Annotated in this window: 13 protein-coding genes and 1 pseudogene; 13 read left to right on the top strand and 1 reads right to left on the bottom strand. The window is 69.1% G+C overall.

Annotated features, from left to right (window positions below; all coding sequences use genetic code 11):
• The first annotated feature begins 68 nt into the window (after positions 1-68).
• The 12 genes and pseudogenes from EPN29_03130 to mutL all read left to right on the top strand — a co-directional run bounded on the left by EPN29_03130 (position 69) and on the right by mutL (position 14,191).
• Positions 69-2,360: a DNA translocase FtsK gene (locus EPN29_03130; GenBank protein TAN34373.1), complete on the top strand. Its 2,292-nt coding sequence runs from the start codon at positions 69-71 to the stop codon at positions 2,358-2,360.
• Positions 2,357-3,058, top strand: coding sequence for a helix-turn-helix domain-containing protein (locus EPN29_03125; GenBank protein ID TAN34372.1), 702 nt, complete (start codon positions 2,357-2,359; stop codon positions 3,056-3,058). Before EPN29_03130 ends, EPN29_03125 begins: the two co-directional genes overlap by 4 nt.
• A gap of 10 nt (positions 3,059-3,068) precedes the next feature.
• Positions 3,069-3,590, top strand: a pseudogene (pgsA, locus tag EPN29_03120) (CDP-diacylglycerol--glycerol-3-phosphate 3-phosphatidyltransferase).
• A 72-nt stretch (positions 3,591-3,662) separates the two neighbouring features.
• Complete coding sequence (locus EPN29_03115) at positions 3,663-4,163, top strand: CinA family protein (GenBank protein ID TAN34519.1); 501 nt, start codon at positions 3,663-3,665, stop codon at positions 4,161-4,163.
• Positions 4,164-4,271: 108 nt separating this feature from the next.
• A complete protein-coding gene (gene recA / locus EPN29_03110) occupies positions 4,272-5,324 on the top strand; it encodes a recombinase RecA (protein TAN34371.1) in 1,053 nt (350 codons plus the stop codon).
• A complete protein-coding gene (locus EPN29_03105) occupies positions 5,305-5,817 on the top strand; it encodes a hypothetical protein (protein ID TAN34370.1) in 513 nt (170 codons plus the stop codon). The genes recA and EPN29_03105 overlap by 20 nt, the downstream gene beginning before the upstream one ends.
• Positions 5,818-5,939: 122 nt before the next feature.
• On the top strand, positions 5,940-7,478 hold the full coding sequence (gene rny, locus EPN29_03100; GenBank protein ID TAN34369.1) for a ribonuclease Y: 1,539 nt from the start codon (positions 5,940-5,942) through the stop codon (positions 7,476-7,478).
• A 113-nt stretch (positions 7,479-7,591) separates the two neighbouring features.
• On the top strand, positions 7,592-8,368 hold the full coding sequence (locus EPN29_03095) for a TIGR00282 family metallophosphoesterase (GenBank protein TAN34518.1): 777 nt from the start codon (positions 7,592-7,594) through the stop codon (positions 8,366-8,368).
• 13 nt (positions 8,369-8,381) lie between these two features.
• Positions 8,382-8,663: a stage V sporulation protein S gene (locus EPN29_03090; protein ID TAN34368.1), complete on the top strand. Its 282-nt coding sequence runs from the start codon at positions 8,382-8,384 to the stop codon at positions 8,661-8,663.
• A 59-nt stretch (positions 8,664-8,722) separates the two neighbouring features.
• Positions 8,723-9,964, top strand: coding sequence for a MiaB/RimO family radical SAM methylthiotransferase (locus EPN29_03085; protein ID TAN34367.1), 1,242 nt, complete (start codon positions 8,723-8,725; stop codon positions 9,962-9,964).
• 64 nt (positions 9,965-10,028) lie between these two features.
• Complete coding sequence (mutS, locus tag EPN29_03080) at positions 10,029-12,533, top strand: DNA mismatch repair protein MutS (GenBank protein TAN34366.1); 2,505 nt, start codon at positions 10,029-10,031, stop codon at positions 12,531-12,533.
• A complete protein-coding gene (gene mutL, locus EPN29_03075) occupies positions 12,530-14,191 on the top strand; it encodes a DNA mismatch repair endonuclease MutL (GenBank protein ID TAN34365.1) in 1,662 nt (553 codons plus the stop codon). Before mutS ends, mutL begins: the two co-directional genes overlap by 4 nt.
• Here mutL and EPN29_03070 read toward each other — a convergent pair.
• Complete coding sequence (locus EPN29_03070) at positions 14,112-15,290, bottom strand: DUF2029 domain-containing protein (protein TAN34364.1); 1,179 nt, start codon at positions 15,288-15,290, stop codon at positions 14,112-14,114. The two genes, mutL and EPN29_03070, sit on opposite strands and share 80 nt — an antisense overlap.
• A 46-nt stretch (positions 15,291-15,336) precedes the next feature.
• Between EPN29_03070 and miaA the strand changes: the two genes are divergently transcribed.
• Positions 15,337-16,230, top strand: coding sequence for a tRNA (adenosine(37)-N6)-dimethylallyltransferase MiaA (miaA, locus tag EPN29_03065; GenBank protein ID TAN34363.1), 894 nt, complete (start codon positions 15,337-15,339; stop codon positions 16,228-16,230).
• Positions 16,231-16,232 lie beyond the last annotated feature (2 nt).

Here is a 16,232-nt window from a genome sequence, read left to right as displayed (position 1 = left end):
CCAGCCTCGGAGGATCAAGAGCGCGGTCGACCGCGGTGTAGAATCGCTACGGCTCAAGGGCCCGCAGCATGCGTCGCACCACATCCCGAGGCTCACGTCCTTCGACGAACGGCGCCCGGCGCGCCTCGTCATCGCGTTCCCGCTCCGCTCGAAGCAAACGCGCTGTCCGTCCACACCTCACGCCGCGTCAGGCACGCGAGATCTCAGGCGTCCTCTTCATCCTGATCGCGCTGCTGGGCCTGCTCGCCCTCGCGAGCAACGCTGGCTCGATCCTGACCGGCATTCGCACCGCCCTGCTGGCGAGCTTCGGCAGCGCATGGTTCGTGCCCGTCGGCGCGGCGCTCGCGCTCGGTGCGTATCTGCTGTGGCCCAAGGCGCCCCGACCTCGAGCCGTCGACGTCGTCTCCGGAGCGGGCGCCGTGCTGGCGCTGGTCGGGCTGTTCGGCCTCGCCGCCCACGCGGGCGGATCGACCGGCGGCGCGATCGACAGGGCCGTGATCCAGGTGGTCGGGCGGTGGGGCGCATGGGCCCTGCTCGTGGCCGTGGTGGTGATCGGCCTGATCGTCACCGTCCACTTCAGCCCCGGCGCGCTGGTCGCGACGATGGTGGGAGCCGGCCAGGCCGCCTACGCCGAGCGGGTGCGACTGCAGAACCTGGTCTCGCCGCCGGCGGCTGAAGCCAAGCCCACGCCGCGATCCGCGGGGGCGGCGAGCGCCGTGCCGGCGCGGTTGGCCGCCGCGTTCGCAGCTCCACCGCCGGCCACCGAGGCGTCCGAGCCGTGGGAGCTGGAGACGCCGGCGGGCCGTCCGGCCGCCGTCGCCGCGCCTGCCGTCGCCAGGCACGCACCGGCGAGCGGCGACGACCCGCTGGCCTCGGTCATGCGCGTGGCCGCCGAGCCCGAAGACGATCTTCCCGAGATCGAATGGAAGCTTCCGTCCATCGCCCTGCTCGACACCGTCACCGCCAAGCGCGAGCGCATGGCGGACGAGATCAAGCGGAACGTCCGGATCATCGAGAGCACGCTGGAAACGTTCGGCGTCTCGTGCAAGGTCGTCGGCGTCAACCCCGGGCCGGCCGTCACCCAGTTCGAGCTTCAACCCGGCGCCGGCGTGCAGGTGAAGAGGATCACCGCGCTGCAGAACGACCTCTCGCTGGCGCTGGCCGCCGCACCGCTGCGTATCGAGGCGCCGATTCCGGGCAAGGCGGCCGTCGGCATCGAGGTGCCCAACAAAGCCGCAAGCCTGGTGACCATCCGCGAGGTGCTCGAGACGGCGGCGTTCCGCGAGGGCACGCACGCGCTCGCCATCGGACTTGGCAACGACGTCTCCGGGCAGTCGATCGTCGCCGACCTGACCCGGATGCCGCACCTGCTCATCGCGGGCGCCACCGGCCAGGGCAAGAGCGTCTGCATCAACGCGCTCATCACGAGCCTTTTGTTCCAGGTCACTCCCGAGCACCTGCGCCTGCTCCTCATCGACCCCAAGCGCGTGGAGCTGACCGGCTACAACGGGCTGCCGCACCTGGCGCTGCCGGTGCTGGTCGAGTCGCACCAGGCGGCGGCCGCGCTGCGGTGGGCGGTGGCCGAGATGGACAGGCGCTACAAGATGTTCTCGGCCGAAAGCGTTCGCAACATCGCCGCCTACAACGAGAAGGCGGCCCAGCGGCACGCCCGCCACGTGCCGTACATCGTGATCGTGATCGACGAGCTTGCCGACCTGATGATGGTCGCGGCGGGCGAGATCGAAGAGCTCATCTGTCGCATCGCGCAGCTTGCACGCGCCGTCGGCATTCACCTGGTCATCGCCACGCAGCGACCGTCCACCGACATCATCACCGGCCTCATCAAGGCCAACATCCCGTCGCGCATCGCCTTTGCGGTGGGCTCGCAGATCGACAGCCGGGTGATCCTCGATTCCGGCGGAGCGGAGAAGCTGCTGGGTCGCGGCGACATGCTCTACCAGCCGGTGGACGCCGGCAAGCCCACCCGCATCCAGGGCGCCTTCGTCAGCGACCCCGAGGTCGAGGGGTTGGTGAACTTCTGGCGCTCCCAGGGCGGCCCTCGCTACATGGAGGAGATCCTCGAGGAGGGAGCGGGCTCGGAGTGGGAGGGAACCCAGGCGCCGGAACGCAAGCTGGACCCGCTGTTCGCGCGTGCGGCGCGAGCGGTTGCGGCCGAGGGCGCGGCCTCCGTGTCGCTGGTGCAGCGCAAGTTCAACGTGGGCTATTCGCGGGCGGGCCGCATCGTCGACCAGCTCGCCGAGCACCGGGTGGTCGGCGGCTATCAGGGCTCGAAATCGCGTGAGGTGCTGATGACCCTGCCAGACGTCGACGAGCTCCTGGAGCGTCTGGGCATCGAATGAGCGTTGGTGCGGTCCTCGCTGCGAAGCGCGGCGAGCGCGGCCTCACCATTCAGCAGGCGGCTGCGGCGACGCGGATCCGGGCGGACCATCTGAGCGCGCTGGAGGCGGACGAGCCGGAGCGGCTCGCCGCGCCCGTCTATGCGAAGGGCTACCTGCGCACCTATGCGCGATACCTCGGCCTGGATCCTGAACCGCTGGTGGGGATGCTGGATGTACCGGCGCCGGATCCGCGGCGAAACCTGCGCCTGGGAACGGCGGACAGGCCGCCTCGCATCACGGCCACGGCAGCGGCCGCGGCGGTGGTGGGCGTGGTCATGCTCGCCCTCGCCTTCAGCGTGTACGCGGCGCGTCAGATTCAACCCGACCAGCGAGCGCAGAACACCCCCGCCTCGCCGATCACGGCCGCCGGCCCGGCGGGGACGCCGGTGCCTGCGCCGTCGCCTCAGGCGCGACCGATAGTCGTCGGCGTTCAGGTCACGGACGCCGTCTGGATCAACGTGACGGTGGACGGCAAGGCTCAGTACTCCGATGCCGGCAAGGTCCTGCCGGCGGGCTCGGTGGTGTACTTCACCGGCGTGGACGTGCGGATAACGAGCGGCAAGGCGGCCGCCACGTTCATCACCATCGACGGGCGCGCGGCCGGCGCCCTGGGGACCGGGGTGGCAACGCGGGAGTTCTCGTCGCAAACTTCATCGTAGGAAGCACGGTTTGAACCTCCCCATCGGCCTGACCCTCAGCCGCCTGGCGGCGATCCCGCTGCTCATGGCGCTGCTCGTCGTGCGTTTCCCCGGCCACGACCAGCTGGCCGCCGTCCTCTTCATCGTCTTCTCGTTCACCGACACCCTCGACGGGCAGATCGCGCGCCGCCGCGGCCTGGTCAGCAATTTCGGCAAGTTTCTCGATCCCCTGGCCGACAAGCTCTTCGTCCTGTCGGTCCTGATCGTGCTGGTGCAGGAGGGCCTGGTCGCGGCGTGGGTGGTGGTCGTGATCTTCTCGCGCGAGCTGATCATCACGATCCTGCGCTCGGTCGGCGCCGGCCAGGGGCAGGTCATCGCCGCGGCTCCTCTCGGCAAGACGAAGACGGTCATGCAGATGAGCGCGGTCACGCTTCTCATCCTCCAGCGGCCGTACCCGATCCTGGTCCCGGTAGCGGACCTGGCGATCGCGGTCGCCATCGTCTTCACGATCTGGAGCGGTCTCGACTACCTGTGGCGCTTCCGGTATCTCATCGGCCCGTTCGACAGCTCGCGGCAGCCGTCGCGTTCCGGCCCGAGCGGCGGAGCGCCGGCTCCCAGCGAAGCCATGGAGCCGGCGGCGCAGGAGCTCGGTGACCTGCTGCGCCACAGCGGGCTCACCGTCTCGGTAGCCGAGTCTTGCACCGGAGGCCTGGTCGGGACTCTGATCACCGAGCGGCCGGGCAGCTCGGTGTACTTCGCGGGCGGCGTCATCGCCTATGCGGACGGGGCCAAGCGCGACCAGCTCGGCGTGTCGCCCGCGCTGTTGAAGCGCGTGGGTGCGGTCAGCCGCGAGGTGGCGCAGGCGATGGCGGAAGGCGCACGCTCCCGTTTCGGCACGAGCCTGGCCGTCGGCGTCACCGGGATCGCGGGCCCCGACGCGGACGGCTCCGACAAGCCGGTCGGTTGGACCTACATCGCCGTCGCTTCGGCGCGCGCCACGTCCACGCATGAGTACAGGTTCAGCGGCGATCGCCGCTCGAACCGGCGCCAGGCCGCCCTCCAGGCGTTGCGCCTTCTGATCGAAGAGGTCCGTGCGGGCGACGATGCCCGGGCGGAGAACGCTTGACTCACGAACACCTGTTCGCTAGACTTGCGCGACGGCTCCTGTTAAGCACATTGACCGCAGCCCCGCGACGTAGAACACTCGCCGCAACGACCTAGGAGGCATCGAAGATTGGAAAAGGAAAAGGCTCTCGACTCAGCGATTTCCCAGATCGTCAAGAGCTACGGCAAGGGTTCGATCATGAAGCTGGGCGAGCAGGCGGCGCTGCGTGGTGAGATAACCGTGATTCCCACCGGCGCGCTGCTCCTCGACCTGGCGCTGGGAGTGGGGGGGATCCCTCGCGGACGGGTCACCGAGCTCTATGGCCCAGAGTCGGCCGGCAAGACGACGCTGGCTCTTCACGTCATCGCGGAGGCGCAGAAGCAGGGCGGGACAGCGGCGTTCGTCGACGCTGAGCATGCGCTCGACCCCATCTACGCATCGCGCATCGGCGTCAAGATCGACGACCTCCTGATCAGCCAGCCCGACACGGGTGAGCAGGCGCTGGAGATCGTCGAGGTGCTGGTCCGGTCGGGCGCGGTCGATGTGATCGTGATCGACTCGGTGGCCGCGCTCGTCCCCAAGGCGGAGATCGAAGGCGAGATGGGTGACGCGCACGTCGGCCTGCAGGCCCGGCTCATGTCGCAGGCGCTGCGCAAGCTGACCGCCGCCATCTCCAAATCCAACTGCTCGGTGGTCTTCCTCAACCAGTTGCGAGAGAAGGTCGGGATCATGTTCGGCAACCCCGAAACCCAGCCCGGCGGCCGCGCGCTCAAGTTCTACTCCTCCGTGCGGCTCGACATCCGGAAGGTTGAGGTCATCAAGTCGGGGCTCGATTCGGTGGGCGCGAGGGTGAAGGTCAAGGTGGTCAAGAACAAGGTCGCCCCGCCGTTCAGGTCGGCGGAGTTCGACATCCTCTTCAACGAAGGCATCTCGCGCGAGGGCTCGCTGATCGACGCGGCCATCGAGTACGGGATTCTCGAGAAGAGCGGGACGTGGATGTCGTACGGCGACCAGCGTCTCGGTCAGGGTCGGGAAAACGTCCGGAACTACCTCCGAGAGAACCCGACCCTCGCCGCCGAGATCGAGGCCAAGGTCAGAGACAAGGCCGCAGCCGGGGGCGCCAAGCCACTGAAAACGATGGGGCCGGTGAGGGCTCCGGCGGGTGCAGCGGAGGAGCTCTAAAGCTCCGCGCCGCGGCGCGAGTCCGTCCGGGACCGCCCTGGACGCCGGTTTGCGGCTCCTCGGCCGGCGCGCGCATTCGCGCGCCGAGCTGAAGCGGAAGCTGGGGCGGCGGGGCTTCACCGCGGCCGAGATCGAAGCTGCCGTCGGCCGCCTGGCCGAGCTCGGGTACATGGACGACCGCTCGTTCGCCCAAGGCCTCGTCCGTCGCCGTGGGGCCAGCAGAGGGCCCATGGCCCTGTCGGCCGAGCTGGCCGCCAGGGGCGTCGAGCGGACGCTGGCCGACGCCGCTCTGGCCGAGTTCGACGCCGACGCGCAGCTGGCCTCGGCGACCCGCCTCGCCGAACGCCTGGGCGCGAGAAAGGCGGTGGCCGGCTACCGGGAGATGCTCGATCAGGTGGGCTCGCGGCTGGTGCGGCGGGGCTTTTCCCCGGCGATCGTCCGAGCCGCGTGCCGGGCTGCCCTGGCGGGAACGCCCCAGGACGCCGAAGACTAGAATTTGACCTCACGCGAGGCGTTCATGAGGCGCCCGCAGTCATAGAGCCAACCCGACGCGGGACCCGTGAGTCCTGCGGTGGTTCCGCACTTTGACAATCGAATATACGAGGTGCATGTCACATGCCTGTCTACGTCTACGTCTTCGTATCGCTACTGGTGGTGGTGGCGCTCCTCGCCGGTTTTGGAGCCGCATACCTGCTGCTTCAGCGCCGGCAGGGCGATGGGGCCAGCGCTCTGGAGCTCAAAGCCCAGCAGACCCTCTCGGAGGCCGAAACCCAGGCCAAGGAGAAGCTGCTCGAAGCCAAGGAGGAAGCGGTCAAGATCCGCACCGCCGCCGAACAGGAGGCCCGCGAGTATCGGGCACAGTCGCAACAGGTCGAAAAGCGCCTTCTCCAGAAGGAGGAGAACTTCGAACGCAAGGGCGAGGATCTCAACCGGCGCGAGCGTGAGCTCGGTAACCGGGAGAAGTCGCTGGACGAGATCAAAGCTCAGCTCGAAGACAGCTATCGCCAGCAGGAGAAAGAGCTGCAGCGGGTCGCCAACATGACCCGCCAGGAAGCTCAGGGAATCCTGATGGCGCAGGTCGAGCAGGAGCTGCGCAACGAAGTCGCCCGCAAGGTCCGGGAAGCGGAGCTCGGGGCTCGCGACGAGAGCGAGCGCCGCGCCCGGGAGATCGTCACCGAGTCGATCCAGCGCATCGCCGCCGACCAGACCGCGGAGGTTTCGGTCTCGGTACTGCCGCTGCCGACGGACGAGCTCAAGGGGCGGATCATCGGCAAGGAGGGGCGCAACATCCGCGCCCTGCAGCAGGCGACCGGGATCGACCTCATCGTCGACGACACCCCGGAAGCCGTGATCATCAGCGGTTTCGACCCCGTCCGCCGCGAGGTGGCGCGGGTCGCGCTGAACAAGCTCATCGTCGACGGCCGGATCCATCCGGCCCGCATCGAAGAGATCGTCGCCAAATCCCGACAGGAGGTCCTGCAAAGGGTCAAAGACGAAGGGGAGGCGGCGGTCCTGGAGGTCGGCCTACAGGGTCTGCACCCGGAGGTCGTCCGCCACCTCGGCATCCTGAGGTTCCGCACCAGCTACGGCCAGCAGGTGCTCAACCACTCGAAAGAGGTCGCCTATCTCGCCGCCATGATGGCGGCCGAGATCGGCGCCGACGTCCGCATCGCCAAGCTGTCAGGCCTGCTCCACGACATCGGCAAGGCCATCGACCACGAGGTCGAGGGCTCGCATGCCGTGATCGGGGCGGACCTGCTGCAGCGACATGGGGTTCCAGCCCCGGTCGTGCACGCGGTGCGGGCGCATCACTACGACGAAGAACCCCACACGCTCGAGGCGCTGCTGTTGATCGCGGCCGACGCCATCTCCGCTGCTCGCCCGGGGGCGCGCAGGGAGTCGCTCGAGGCCTACGTCAAACGGCTCGAGAAGCTGGAGGAGATAGCCAACTCGTTCCAGGGAGTGCAGCAGTCCTACGCCATCCAGGCCGGGCGCGAGGTCCGGATCCTGGTCAAGCCGGAGCAGATCGACGACACCGCCGCCCAGCTCATGGCGCGGGACATCGCGAAACGAATCGAGACCGAGCTCAGTTTCCCGGGCCAGATCCGCGTCACCGTGGTGCGCGAAACCCGGGCCATCGAGTATGCGAAATAGCGTTGATCGACACCAGAGGGGAGTCCAAGCGGGCTCCCCTCTTCTTTTTTACCTCGGGCGCGCCCTGCGCGCACCCGGGCTGCCCATACACTTGGGCGGTGGCCGGCGACGACTTGCGGATTCTCTTCGTGGCTGATGTGGTCGGTCACCCAGGGCGCGACGCCGTCAAAGCGCTGCTGCCCGGGCTGAAAAAAGAGCTCCATCCCCACCTCACCATCGTCAACGGCGAGAACTCAGCCGGCGGTTTCGGCTTGACGGCCAAGATCGCCGCGGAGCTGAAGGGGGCGGGCGCCGACGTCATCACCACCGGCAACCATGTTTACGCCCAGAAGGAGTTCCTGCCTGAGCTGCCGTCCCTGGAGCGCGTGCTGCGGCCGGCCAACTACCCGCCGCGAGCGCCGGGTCAGGGGTGGTGCCTGATCGACGCGGGCGGCCGGAACGTCCTGGTCATGAACCTGATGGGACGGATCTTCCTGGAGGCCCTGGACGACCCGTTCCGGGCGGCGGACGCGATCCTGGCCGCGCACCCCGACACTCGCATCGTCTTTTGCGACATGCACGCTGAGGCGACGTCCGAAAAGACGGCCATGGGCTGGTTTCTCGACGGGCGGGCGAGCGCGGTCGTCGGCACCCACACCCATATCCCGACCGCTGATGCGCGGGTGTTGCCTGGGGGTACGGCCTACGTCACGGACGTGGGCATGGTCGGCCCCAGGGACAGCTGCATCGGGATGGACAAGGACATCGTGCTCCAGCGTTTCCTCACCGGCGTCCCCAACCGCTTCGTCGTGGCGTCAGGACCCGTGACTTTCAATTCCGTACTGGTTACCATTAATGGCTCCACCGGACGAGCTACATCGATTCAGCGAGTCGACCGCGAACACGTTTGAAGGGGTTCCAGCAATGACAGCGGAGCGCGCTCCAGTAGAGGTGCTGAAGGTTTCGGCCACCTCCAAACCGGTTGCCGTCGCGGGGGCCATCGCGGGCGTGATCCGGAGCAAAGGCCGTGTCGAGGTCCAGGCCATCGGCGCGGGCGCCATCAACCAGGCGGTCAAGGCGATCGCCATCTCGCGCGGCTACGTCGCTCCTGGGGGACTCGACCTGGTCTGCATTCCCGCCTTCATCGACATCTCCATCGATGGCGAGGAGCGCACCGGAATCCGGTTGCTGGTGGAGAGCCGCTGACAGCGAGTCCCAAGACCGGCAGGACGCGGTCGTTCAGCATCTGGACGATCGGCTGCCAGATGAACGCGGCGGATTCCGAAAGCCTGGCGCGAAGACTGCTGGCGGCCGGGTACGTCGAGGATTCGCTCGAACGGGCTGACGTCGCCATCCTCAACACCTGCGTCGTCCGCCAGGCCTCCGAGGATCGTGTGTACTCCAAGCTCCACGAGCTGAAGTCGTGGAAGACTCCGGAGCGCACGATCGCCGTCACCGGCTGCATCGTCGCCAAGGAGGGCGACGAGCTTCGCCGTCGATTCCCGCAGCTCGACGCGGTGGTGCCGATCGGCGAGTACGAGGCGTTCCTGGCCGAGCTGGAGGCGCGCTACGACTACTCGCAGGGCGAAGCCCTGCCGCCGGCCGGGCGCACGGGTGTCAGCCACTACGTGCGCATCATCCAGGGCTGCGACCACAACTGCACGTTCTGCATCGTCCCGAGGGTGCGCGGCCGCGAGCGGCACGTGCCCATGCAGCTGGTGCTCGAGGAGTGCCGGCAGGCGGTTTCCGAAGGGGCCAAAGAGGTCGTGCTGCTCGGGCAGAACGTCGACGACTATCGCGACCCCGACGGCCGCGGCGGGCTGGCCGGGCTCGTCCGAGAGGTCGAGCGGATCGCCGGCCTCAAGCGGCTGCGCTTCATGACCTCGCATCCTCAGGACCTCGAGATCGAACTGCTCGAGGTCATGGCCGCCAGCGACGTCGTGTGCCGCGAGCTTCAGCTGCCGGTCCAGTCCGGCGACGACACGATCCTCAAGCGCATGGCGCGCGGGTACCAGACGCGCCACTACCGAGCGATCGTCGAGCGGGCTCGGAACCTCATGCCCGACCTCGGGCTGGTGACCGATGTGATCGTCGGCTTCCCGGGCGAGTCGGAAGCGGCTTTCATGAACACTCGCGCCCTGCTCGAAGAGATCCAGTTCGACGTCGTCCACCTGGCAATGTACTCACCCCGGCCGGGCACGTTCGCCGCCGGCCGGATGGAGGACGACGTTCCCGGCACTGAAAAGCTGCGGCGCCTGAATGATCTGCTGGCGCTGCAGCGGAGCATCGCGGCGCGCAAGACGGCGCTGTGGATCGGCCGCGATGTGGAGGTCCTCATCGAGGGCCGCGACGAGCTCAACCGGCCGTACGGCCGCATCCGGCAGGGCAAGCGTGCCGTGGTGCTGCGCGGCGGTGACATCGCTCCCGGCCAGGTGGTGGACGTGCGCGTCCTGCAGGCCACCGCCGGCCAGCTGACGGGAACCGCCAGCGGCGCGCCGGCCGCGTGACTGAAGGCGCCGGGCGCGCGCAGGGCGCAATTTCAGACAGGCGCGCGCAGGGTGCAGTCGCCAGATGACCGCCCCGACCCCGGTCATGCGCCAGTACCGGGAGGCGAAAGAGCAGCACCCCGACGGCATCCTCCTGTTCCGGCTCGGCGACTTCTACGAAATCTTCTTCGAGGACGCCGAGGTGGCCGCGCCGATCATGGGCGTGACCCTGACCTCAAGGCCTCTCGGCAAGAGCGGCCGCGCGCCGATGTGCGGCGTCCCGCACCACGCGTGGCAGGCGTACGTCGGCAAGCTTCTGCGCGCCGGGCACAAGGTGGTGATCTGCGACCAGCTGGAGCCGGCCGCCAAGAAGGGCATCGTCAGGCGGGACGTCACCCGCGTCCTGACTCCGGGCACGGTGGTCGAGGACGCCTACCTCGACCCCTCGCGTCCGAATTACCTGGTCGCCGCCTGGAGCCGCGGCGCGGACGCCGGCATCGCGGCATGTGAGGTGTCGACCGGTGAGCTGCTGCTGTGCCAGCTTCCCCGCGAGAGGCTCACGTCGGAGCTCGAGCGGCTGGCTCCGGCAGAGCTGCTGACGCCGCCCCAGTTCGAGGACTACAGGTTCGATCCCGTCCGCGGCCAGCAGCGCCTTCGCGACCTGCTCGGAATCGCCTACCCCGCATCGGTCGGCGCCGCGGACGCGCCGCTCGCGGTCGGCGCGGCGGGCGTGGTCCTCGATTACCTCAAGCAGAACCAGACCCGCGTGACGCCAGGATCGTTCAGCGTCCGGACGTACTCGCCCGAAGCGACGATGCCCCTGGACCCGGCGACGGTGCGCAATCTCGAGCTGCCCGCGCTGGTCGACCTGGTGGACCACACGCGCACCGCGATGGGCGCCCGGCGTCTGCGGACGTGGCTCAGCGCGCCCATGCGCGACGCCGAGTCGATCGAGCTCCGGCTGGGCGCTGTCGACGAGCTCGTCTCCGCCGCCTCGTTGCGAGACAGGCTGTCGGCGGCCCTGAAGCCCGTGGGCGACCTCGAGCGTCTCGTCTCACGCGCCGCCCAGGGCCACGCCAGCGCCCGCGAGCTGGTCGCCCTGCGGCGATCGCTGGAAGCCGTCCCGGCCGTGCAGGACGCCCTCGCGGCGTGCACGGCGCTGGCGATCCGGGAGCTGGCGGGCCGGATCAGCCCCTGTCCGGAGCTGGCGGCGGAGCTGGCACGGGCCCTGGTCGAGGACCCACCCGCGACCGGGAGGGAGGGAGGAGCGGTTCGCCCCGGCTATGACGCCGAGCTCGACGGCATCAGCGAGGCGTCGAGGAGCGCACGGGAATGGATCGGCGCGCTCGAAGCCTCCGAGCGACAAAGAACCGGGATTCGCACGCTCAAGGTCGGCTTCAACCGGGTGTTCGGTTACTACATCGAGGTCAGCCACGCCAACGCATCAGCGCTGCCGCCGGATTACGTGCGCAAGCAGACGCTGATGGGCGCCGAGCGCTACCTGACGCCGGAACTGAAGGAGAAGGAAGCGATCGTGCTCAGCGCCCAGGAGCGCATCGCGGCACGCGAGGTCGAGATCCTCCGTGAGCTGTCGTCGACGGTCGCCGCTTCGGCCTCCACACTGCGTGGCAGCGCGCAGGCGATCGGCATGGTCGATGCCCTGCTCAGCCTCGCGGTCGCGGCATCAGGGCTTGGCTGGAGCAGACCGGAGGTGAACGCCGGCCTTCGGCTCAGCATTAGAGGAGGCCGCCACCCGCTGGTCGAGCGTGGACTCCCGGCGGGAGTCTTCGTCGCCAATGACCTCGAGCTCGACGCCGGGCGAGCCCCGGGCGCACCTGACCAGGACTCAGCGCAGGTGGTGATCCTCACCGGGCCGAACATGGCGGGCAAGTCGACCTACCTGCGGCAGGCGGCGGTGATCGTGCTCCTGGCCCAATGTGGAAGCTTCGTCCCCGCGGGGCATGCGGTCGTCGGTTTGGCCGACCGGATCTTCACCCGTGTCGGGGCCCATGACGACATCACCGCCGGCATGTCGACCTTTATGGTCGAGATGACCGAGACGGCGTACATCCTCAACCACGCCACGCGCGCGTCGCTGGTGATCCTGGACGAGGTGGGGAGGGGGACGTCGACATACGACGGGGTCTCGATCGCGCAGGCGGTGGTCGAGCACCTTCATGACTCGCCGAAGCTCGGGTGCCGCACCCTGTTCGCCACGCACTACCACGAGCTGACCGCGCTGGCGGAAAGACTGCCGGGGGTGTGCAATCAGCGCGTCGAGGTCCTCGAAGAAGGAGAGACGGTGCGGTTCCTGCATCGAGTGGTCCCCGGCGGCGCGGACCGCTCCTACGGGATTCACGTCGCGGCCGTGGCCGGCCTGCCGTCGGGAGTGATCGCCCGCGCGCGGCAGGTGCTCGGGGAGCTGGAGCGGCAGCGTCCGCTCGAGCCGCCGGAACAGCAGCTCGGCCTGCCGATCGAGCTCGCGCCCGATCCGCTGCGCCAGGAGCTCGAAGCGCTCGAACCCGACTCACTGAGCCCGCTGGAGGCTTTGCGGAAGCTGTACGAGCTCCGATCGAGGCTGGCGCCATGAGCGAGTCCATTCACCTTTTGGCGCCCGAGGTCGCGGACGCGATCGCCGCCGGCGAGGTGATCGAGCGGCCGGCGTCCGTCGTCAAGGAGCTGGTCGAGAACGCCCTCGACGCGGAGGCACGGCGCATCAGCGTCGACGTGCGCGGAGCGGGCAGAACGTCGATCCGGGTCAGCGACGATGGCGCCGGCATCGCTGCCGGCGAGCTCGCGCTCGCATTCGTCCGTCATGCCACGAGCAAGGTCGCCAAGCTCTCGGATCTGACGGCGATCGCGAGTCTCGGCTTTCGAGGCGAGGCGCTGGCGAGCATCGCCGCCGTGGCCGACGTCGAGGCCGCCAGCGCGGGCGCGAATATTCGCATCCGCGCCGGCGAGGTGATCGAGCAGGGCTCTGGTCCGCTCCTGCCCGGGATGACGTTGGAGGTGAGGGACCTCTTCGCCAACGTGCCGGCGCGGCTGAAATTCCTCAAGAGCGACGCCACGGAGGTCGCCGCCATCAAGGACGTGGTCAGCGCGCTCGCTCTGCTGCATCCCCACGTCCGGTTTCACCTCACGGTGGAGGGTCGCGTGGCGGTGAGCAGCCCCGGCGACGGCGACCGGCGGCGGGCGATCGCCGCGGTCTACGGGGCCCCGGCGGCGGCCGAGATGCTCGAGATGGTGGGCATGCCGCTGGTCACCGGCATGGTCAGCCAGCCGCGGCTCAGCCGCGGCAGCCGCGACGGGATGGTGCTGGCGGTGAACGGCCGGCCGATCAGCTCCCGGGCCCTCGTGTACGCGCTCGAAGAGTGCTACCAGGGCCGTCTCGAGCGCGGCCGGCATCCGCTCGCCGTCATCGACATCGGCATCGACCACGAGCTGGTGGACGTCAACGTCCATCCGGCCAAGAGAGAAGTCCGCTTTCGCGAAGAGGGCGCGGTGTTCTCAGCGCTCCAGCGAGCGGTCCGGGCCGCGCTCGACGGCAGCGAACCCTATCGCTACCGCCCGGCGGAGGCGGCGCCGGCCGCCGCCATCGGCGCACCGTTTCCCCAGCTCACGCTGCACGAAGCGGTCACCGCCCTGGCCGCTGCCGCACCCATCGACCGCGCCGTCCAGGGTGGCGTTCTGCGCCCGATCGGCCAGGTCGGCCCCGGCTACCTCGTGGCGGAGGGGCCGCACGGGCTCGTGCTCGTCGATCAGCATGCCGCCCACGAGCGAGTCCTCTACAACCGGCTCCGCGAACGCCTTCGGGCGGGACGCGGCCCAAGCCAGGCGCTGCTGATCCCGCAGGCGGTTGATGTCGATCCCGCCCTGCTTGCGGCGGCGGTCGACCATCGAGCCGACCTGGCGAGCCTCGGGCTGGAGTACGAGGAGTTCGGTCCGCGAAGCCTGCGCATCACCGCGGTGCCCGTGGAGATGCCGGCGGGACGGGCGACCGCCGCGGTTCAGGAAACGCTTGCCGCGCTCGCCGAAAACCGCGGCGACGGGGCGCTCGAAAACGCGGCGGCGGCGCTGGCCTGCCATTCAGCCGTGCGGTTCGGAGACGTGCTGGACACGGCCGAGCAGCGCAGGCTGCTGGCCGACCTGGAGACGGCCGAGGATTCGGTCACGTGCCCACACGGGCGGCCGACACGGCTGCTGGTCGAATGGCAAGAGCTGACGCGGCACTTCCGGCGGAATTACTGAAGGCCAGGATCCCCAGCCAGGCGACGTCCCAGACCAGCTGCGGCACCACCGCTCCCGTGGTCAGCAGCTGCAGGGTCAGCACCCCGGCCAGCAGGAAGAGGCGATGCCACAGGGGCGGCGAGGTGCGCAGCACGAGCCACCCGGCCACGGCCAGGCTCGCGTAATCCGGCTGGTGCAGATGAAAACCGGTGACGAGCGATCCCAACAGGCCGACCGCAAAGACCACATCGAGCTCCGCGCGGCGCACCCGGGCAACCACCATCGCGGCGAGCCCCTGCAGCAGCAGGAGCGCGTAGGTCAACGGACTCATGCCAAACAGGAAGGCGAGAGTGAAATAGGCGTGCCCGGTGTCGGCCTGCACGTATTTCAAGGCATGCCAGTAGCTGGCGAGTCCGGACGGCCCGAGGTTGATGGCGCTGGCCGCCGCCAGCAGCGTGCAGCCGGCCGCCCAGCCGAAGAAGATCCGGTATCGCCCCGCGGCGAGAAGGGCAAGCGGCACCATGATCACCGCCTGCGGCTTGAGTGCGGTCGCGAGCGCCAGGGCGGCGGCCGCCGCCGGCGCCTTGTCGCGAGCGGCGAACCACCAGGCGGCAACCACCAGCGCGAGCAGCGGGATCGTCGGCTGACCCCAGTAGAAACACTCCATCACCGGCCACAACGCCAGGGCGAGCAGCAGGAGTGAGAACCTCGCGATGCCCTGGTACGGAGCGCACATGTACCAGGCCCAGACGAGCGCGCCCAGGCACAGCACGCTCCACACGAGGTAAGCGGTCTGCTCCGGCAGCGCGGTCAGCGGGACGAAGAGCCAGGCCAGTAGGGGTGGATGGATATAGGTCGCGCCGGAGTCGATCTTGGTCTCAGGCGGAGGAAACGACGCCGAGAGGGCGCGCAGCGTGGGGACGTCGTAGATCGTCGACCAGCCGTACCGAAGGCCGGCCTCCGCCGCGACATAGAAGATCCGAACGTCCTCGTGGATCGGAAAGATGACGTAGAGATAGACCAATCGCGCGATGTCGTACAGAGCGCCCCATGCGGCGGCGACGGCCAGGGAGGCAAGCCACAGAGGCGGCCGCGTAGACGGCGATGTTGGATGATTCACGCGACGTGGCTATTCTCGAACATGATGCCGGCGAGGAAGCTCGGCCATAGTCCGGGTTCCCGTCCTCGTCGGCCCGACCGGCATCGGCAAGTCCCAGCTGGCCTATCGGCTCGCGCTCGAGATCGGTGGCGAGATCGTGGTCGCCGACTCGCGTCAGGTCTACGAGCGCTTGGACATCGCGACCAACAAGCCGCCGCCGGAGTACCGGCGCCAGGTCCGCTACCACATGATCGACTTCGTCGACCCGGCGACGACCTTCAATGCGGCGGAGTACGTCAACGGAGCGCGGGCCGCCATCGCCGGCATCGCGGCCCGCGGCAGGGTTCCGATCGTCGAGGGCGGAACGATGCTCTACGTCGATGCCCTGTGTGACGGGTTCAGCCTCACGGGAGTGCCTCCCAACCCCGGACTGAGAGCTGAGCTCCAGCTTCTTGATGCCGCCGCCCTGCGCGAGCGGGTGCTGGCTCTAGACCCCGATCCCGGCGTCGACCTGCAAAACCCGGTCCGCATGATCCGGGCGATCGAAGTCCTGCGGGCCGCGGGCGCCCCGCTGCGGCGGCTGCGCCAGCGAACACCGCCCGCCTGGGATGCGCTGCGCATCGGGCTGTCCGCCGATCTGTCCGTCATCGATCGCCGGCTCGACGAGCGGAGCCGGCAGCAGGTGGAGCGTGGGCTGATCAGCGAGACCAGGGCGGCCCTCGAATCCGGCGTGCCCGAAAGCGCGGCCGTGCTCACGGGGATCGGTTACGCCGAGGCCGTGGCGCACATCCGAGGCGAGCTGACGCTCGCCGAGCTGCCCGCCGCGATGGCGCGCTCCAACCGGCGCTATGCCCGACGGCAGCTGCGCTGGTGGCGCCGTGATCCCCGGGTCGCCTGGTCGGCAATCGAGCCGGACCCGCTCCCCGCTATCCTCAACCGTGTGAGAAATTCGATTGGCTAAGA

The sequence above is a fragment of the bacterium genome (assembly GCA_004299235.1).
Lineage (GTDB): Bacteria > Chloroflexota > Dormibacteria > Dormibacterales > Dormibacteraceae > SCQL01.
This window is presented reverse-complemented; position numbering and strand designations above follow the sequence as displayed.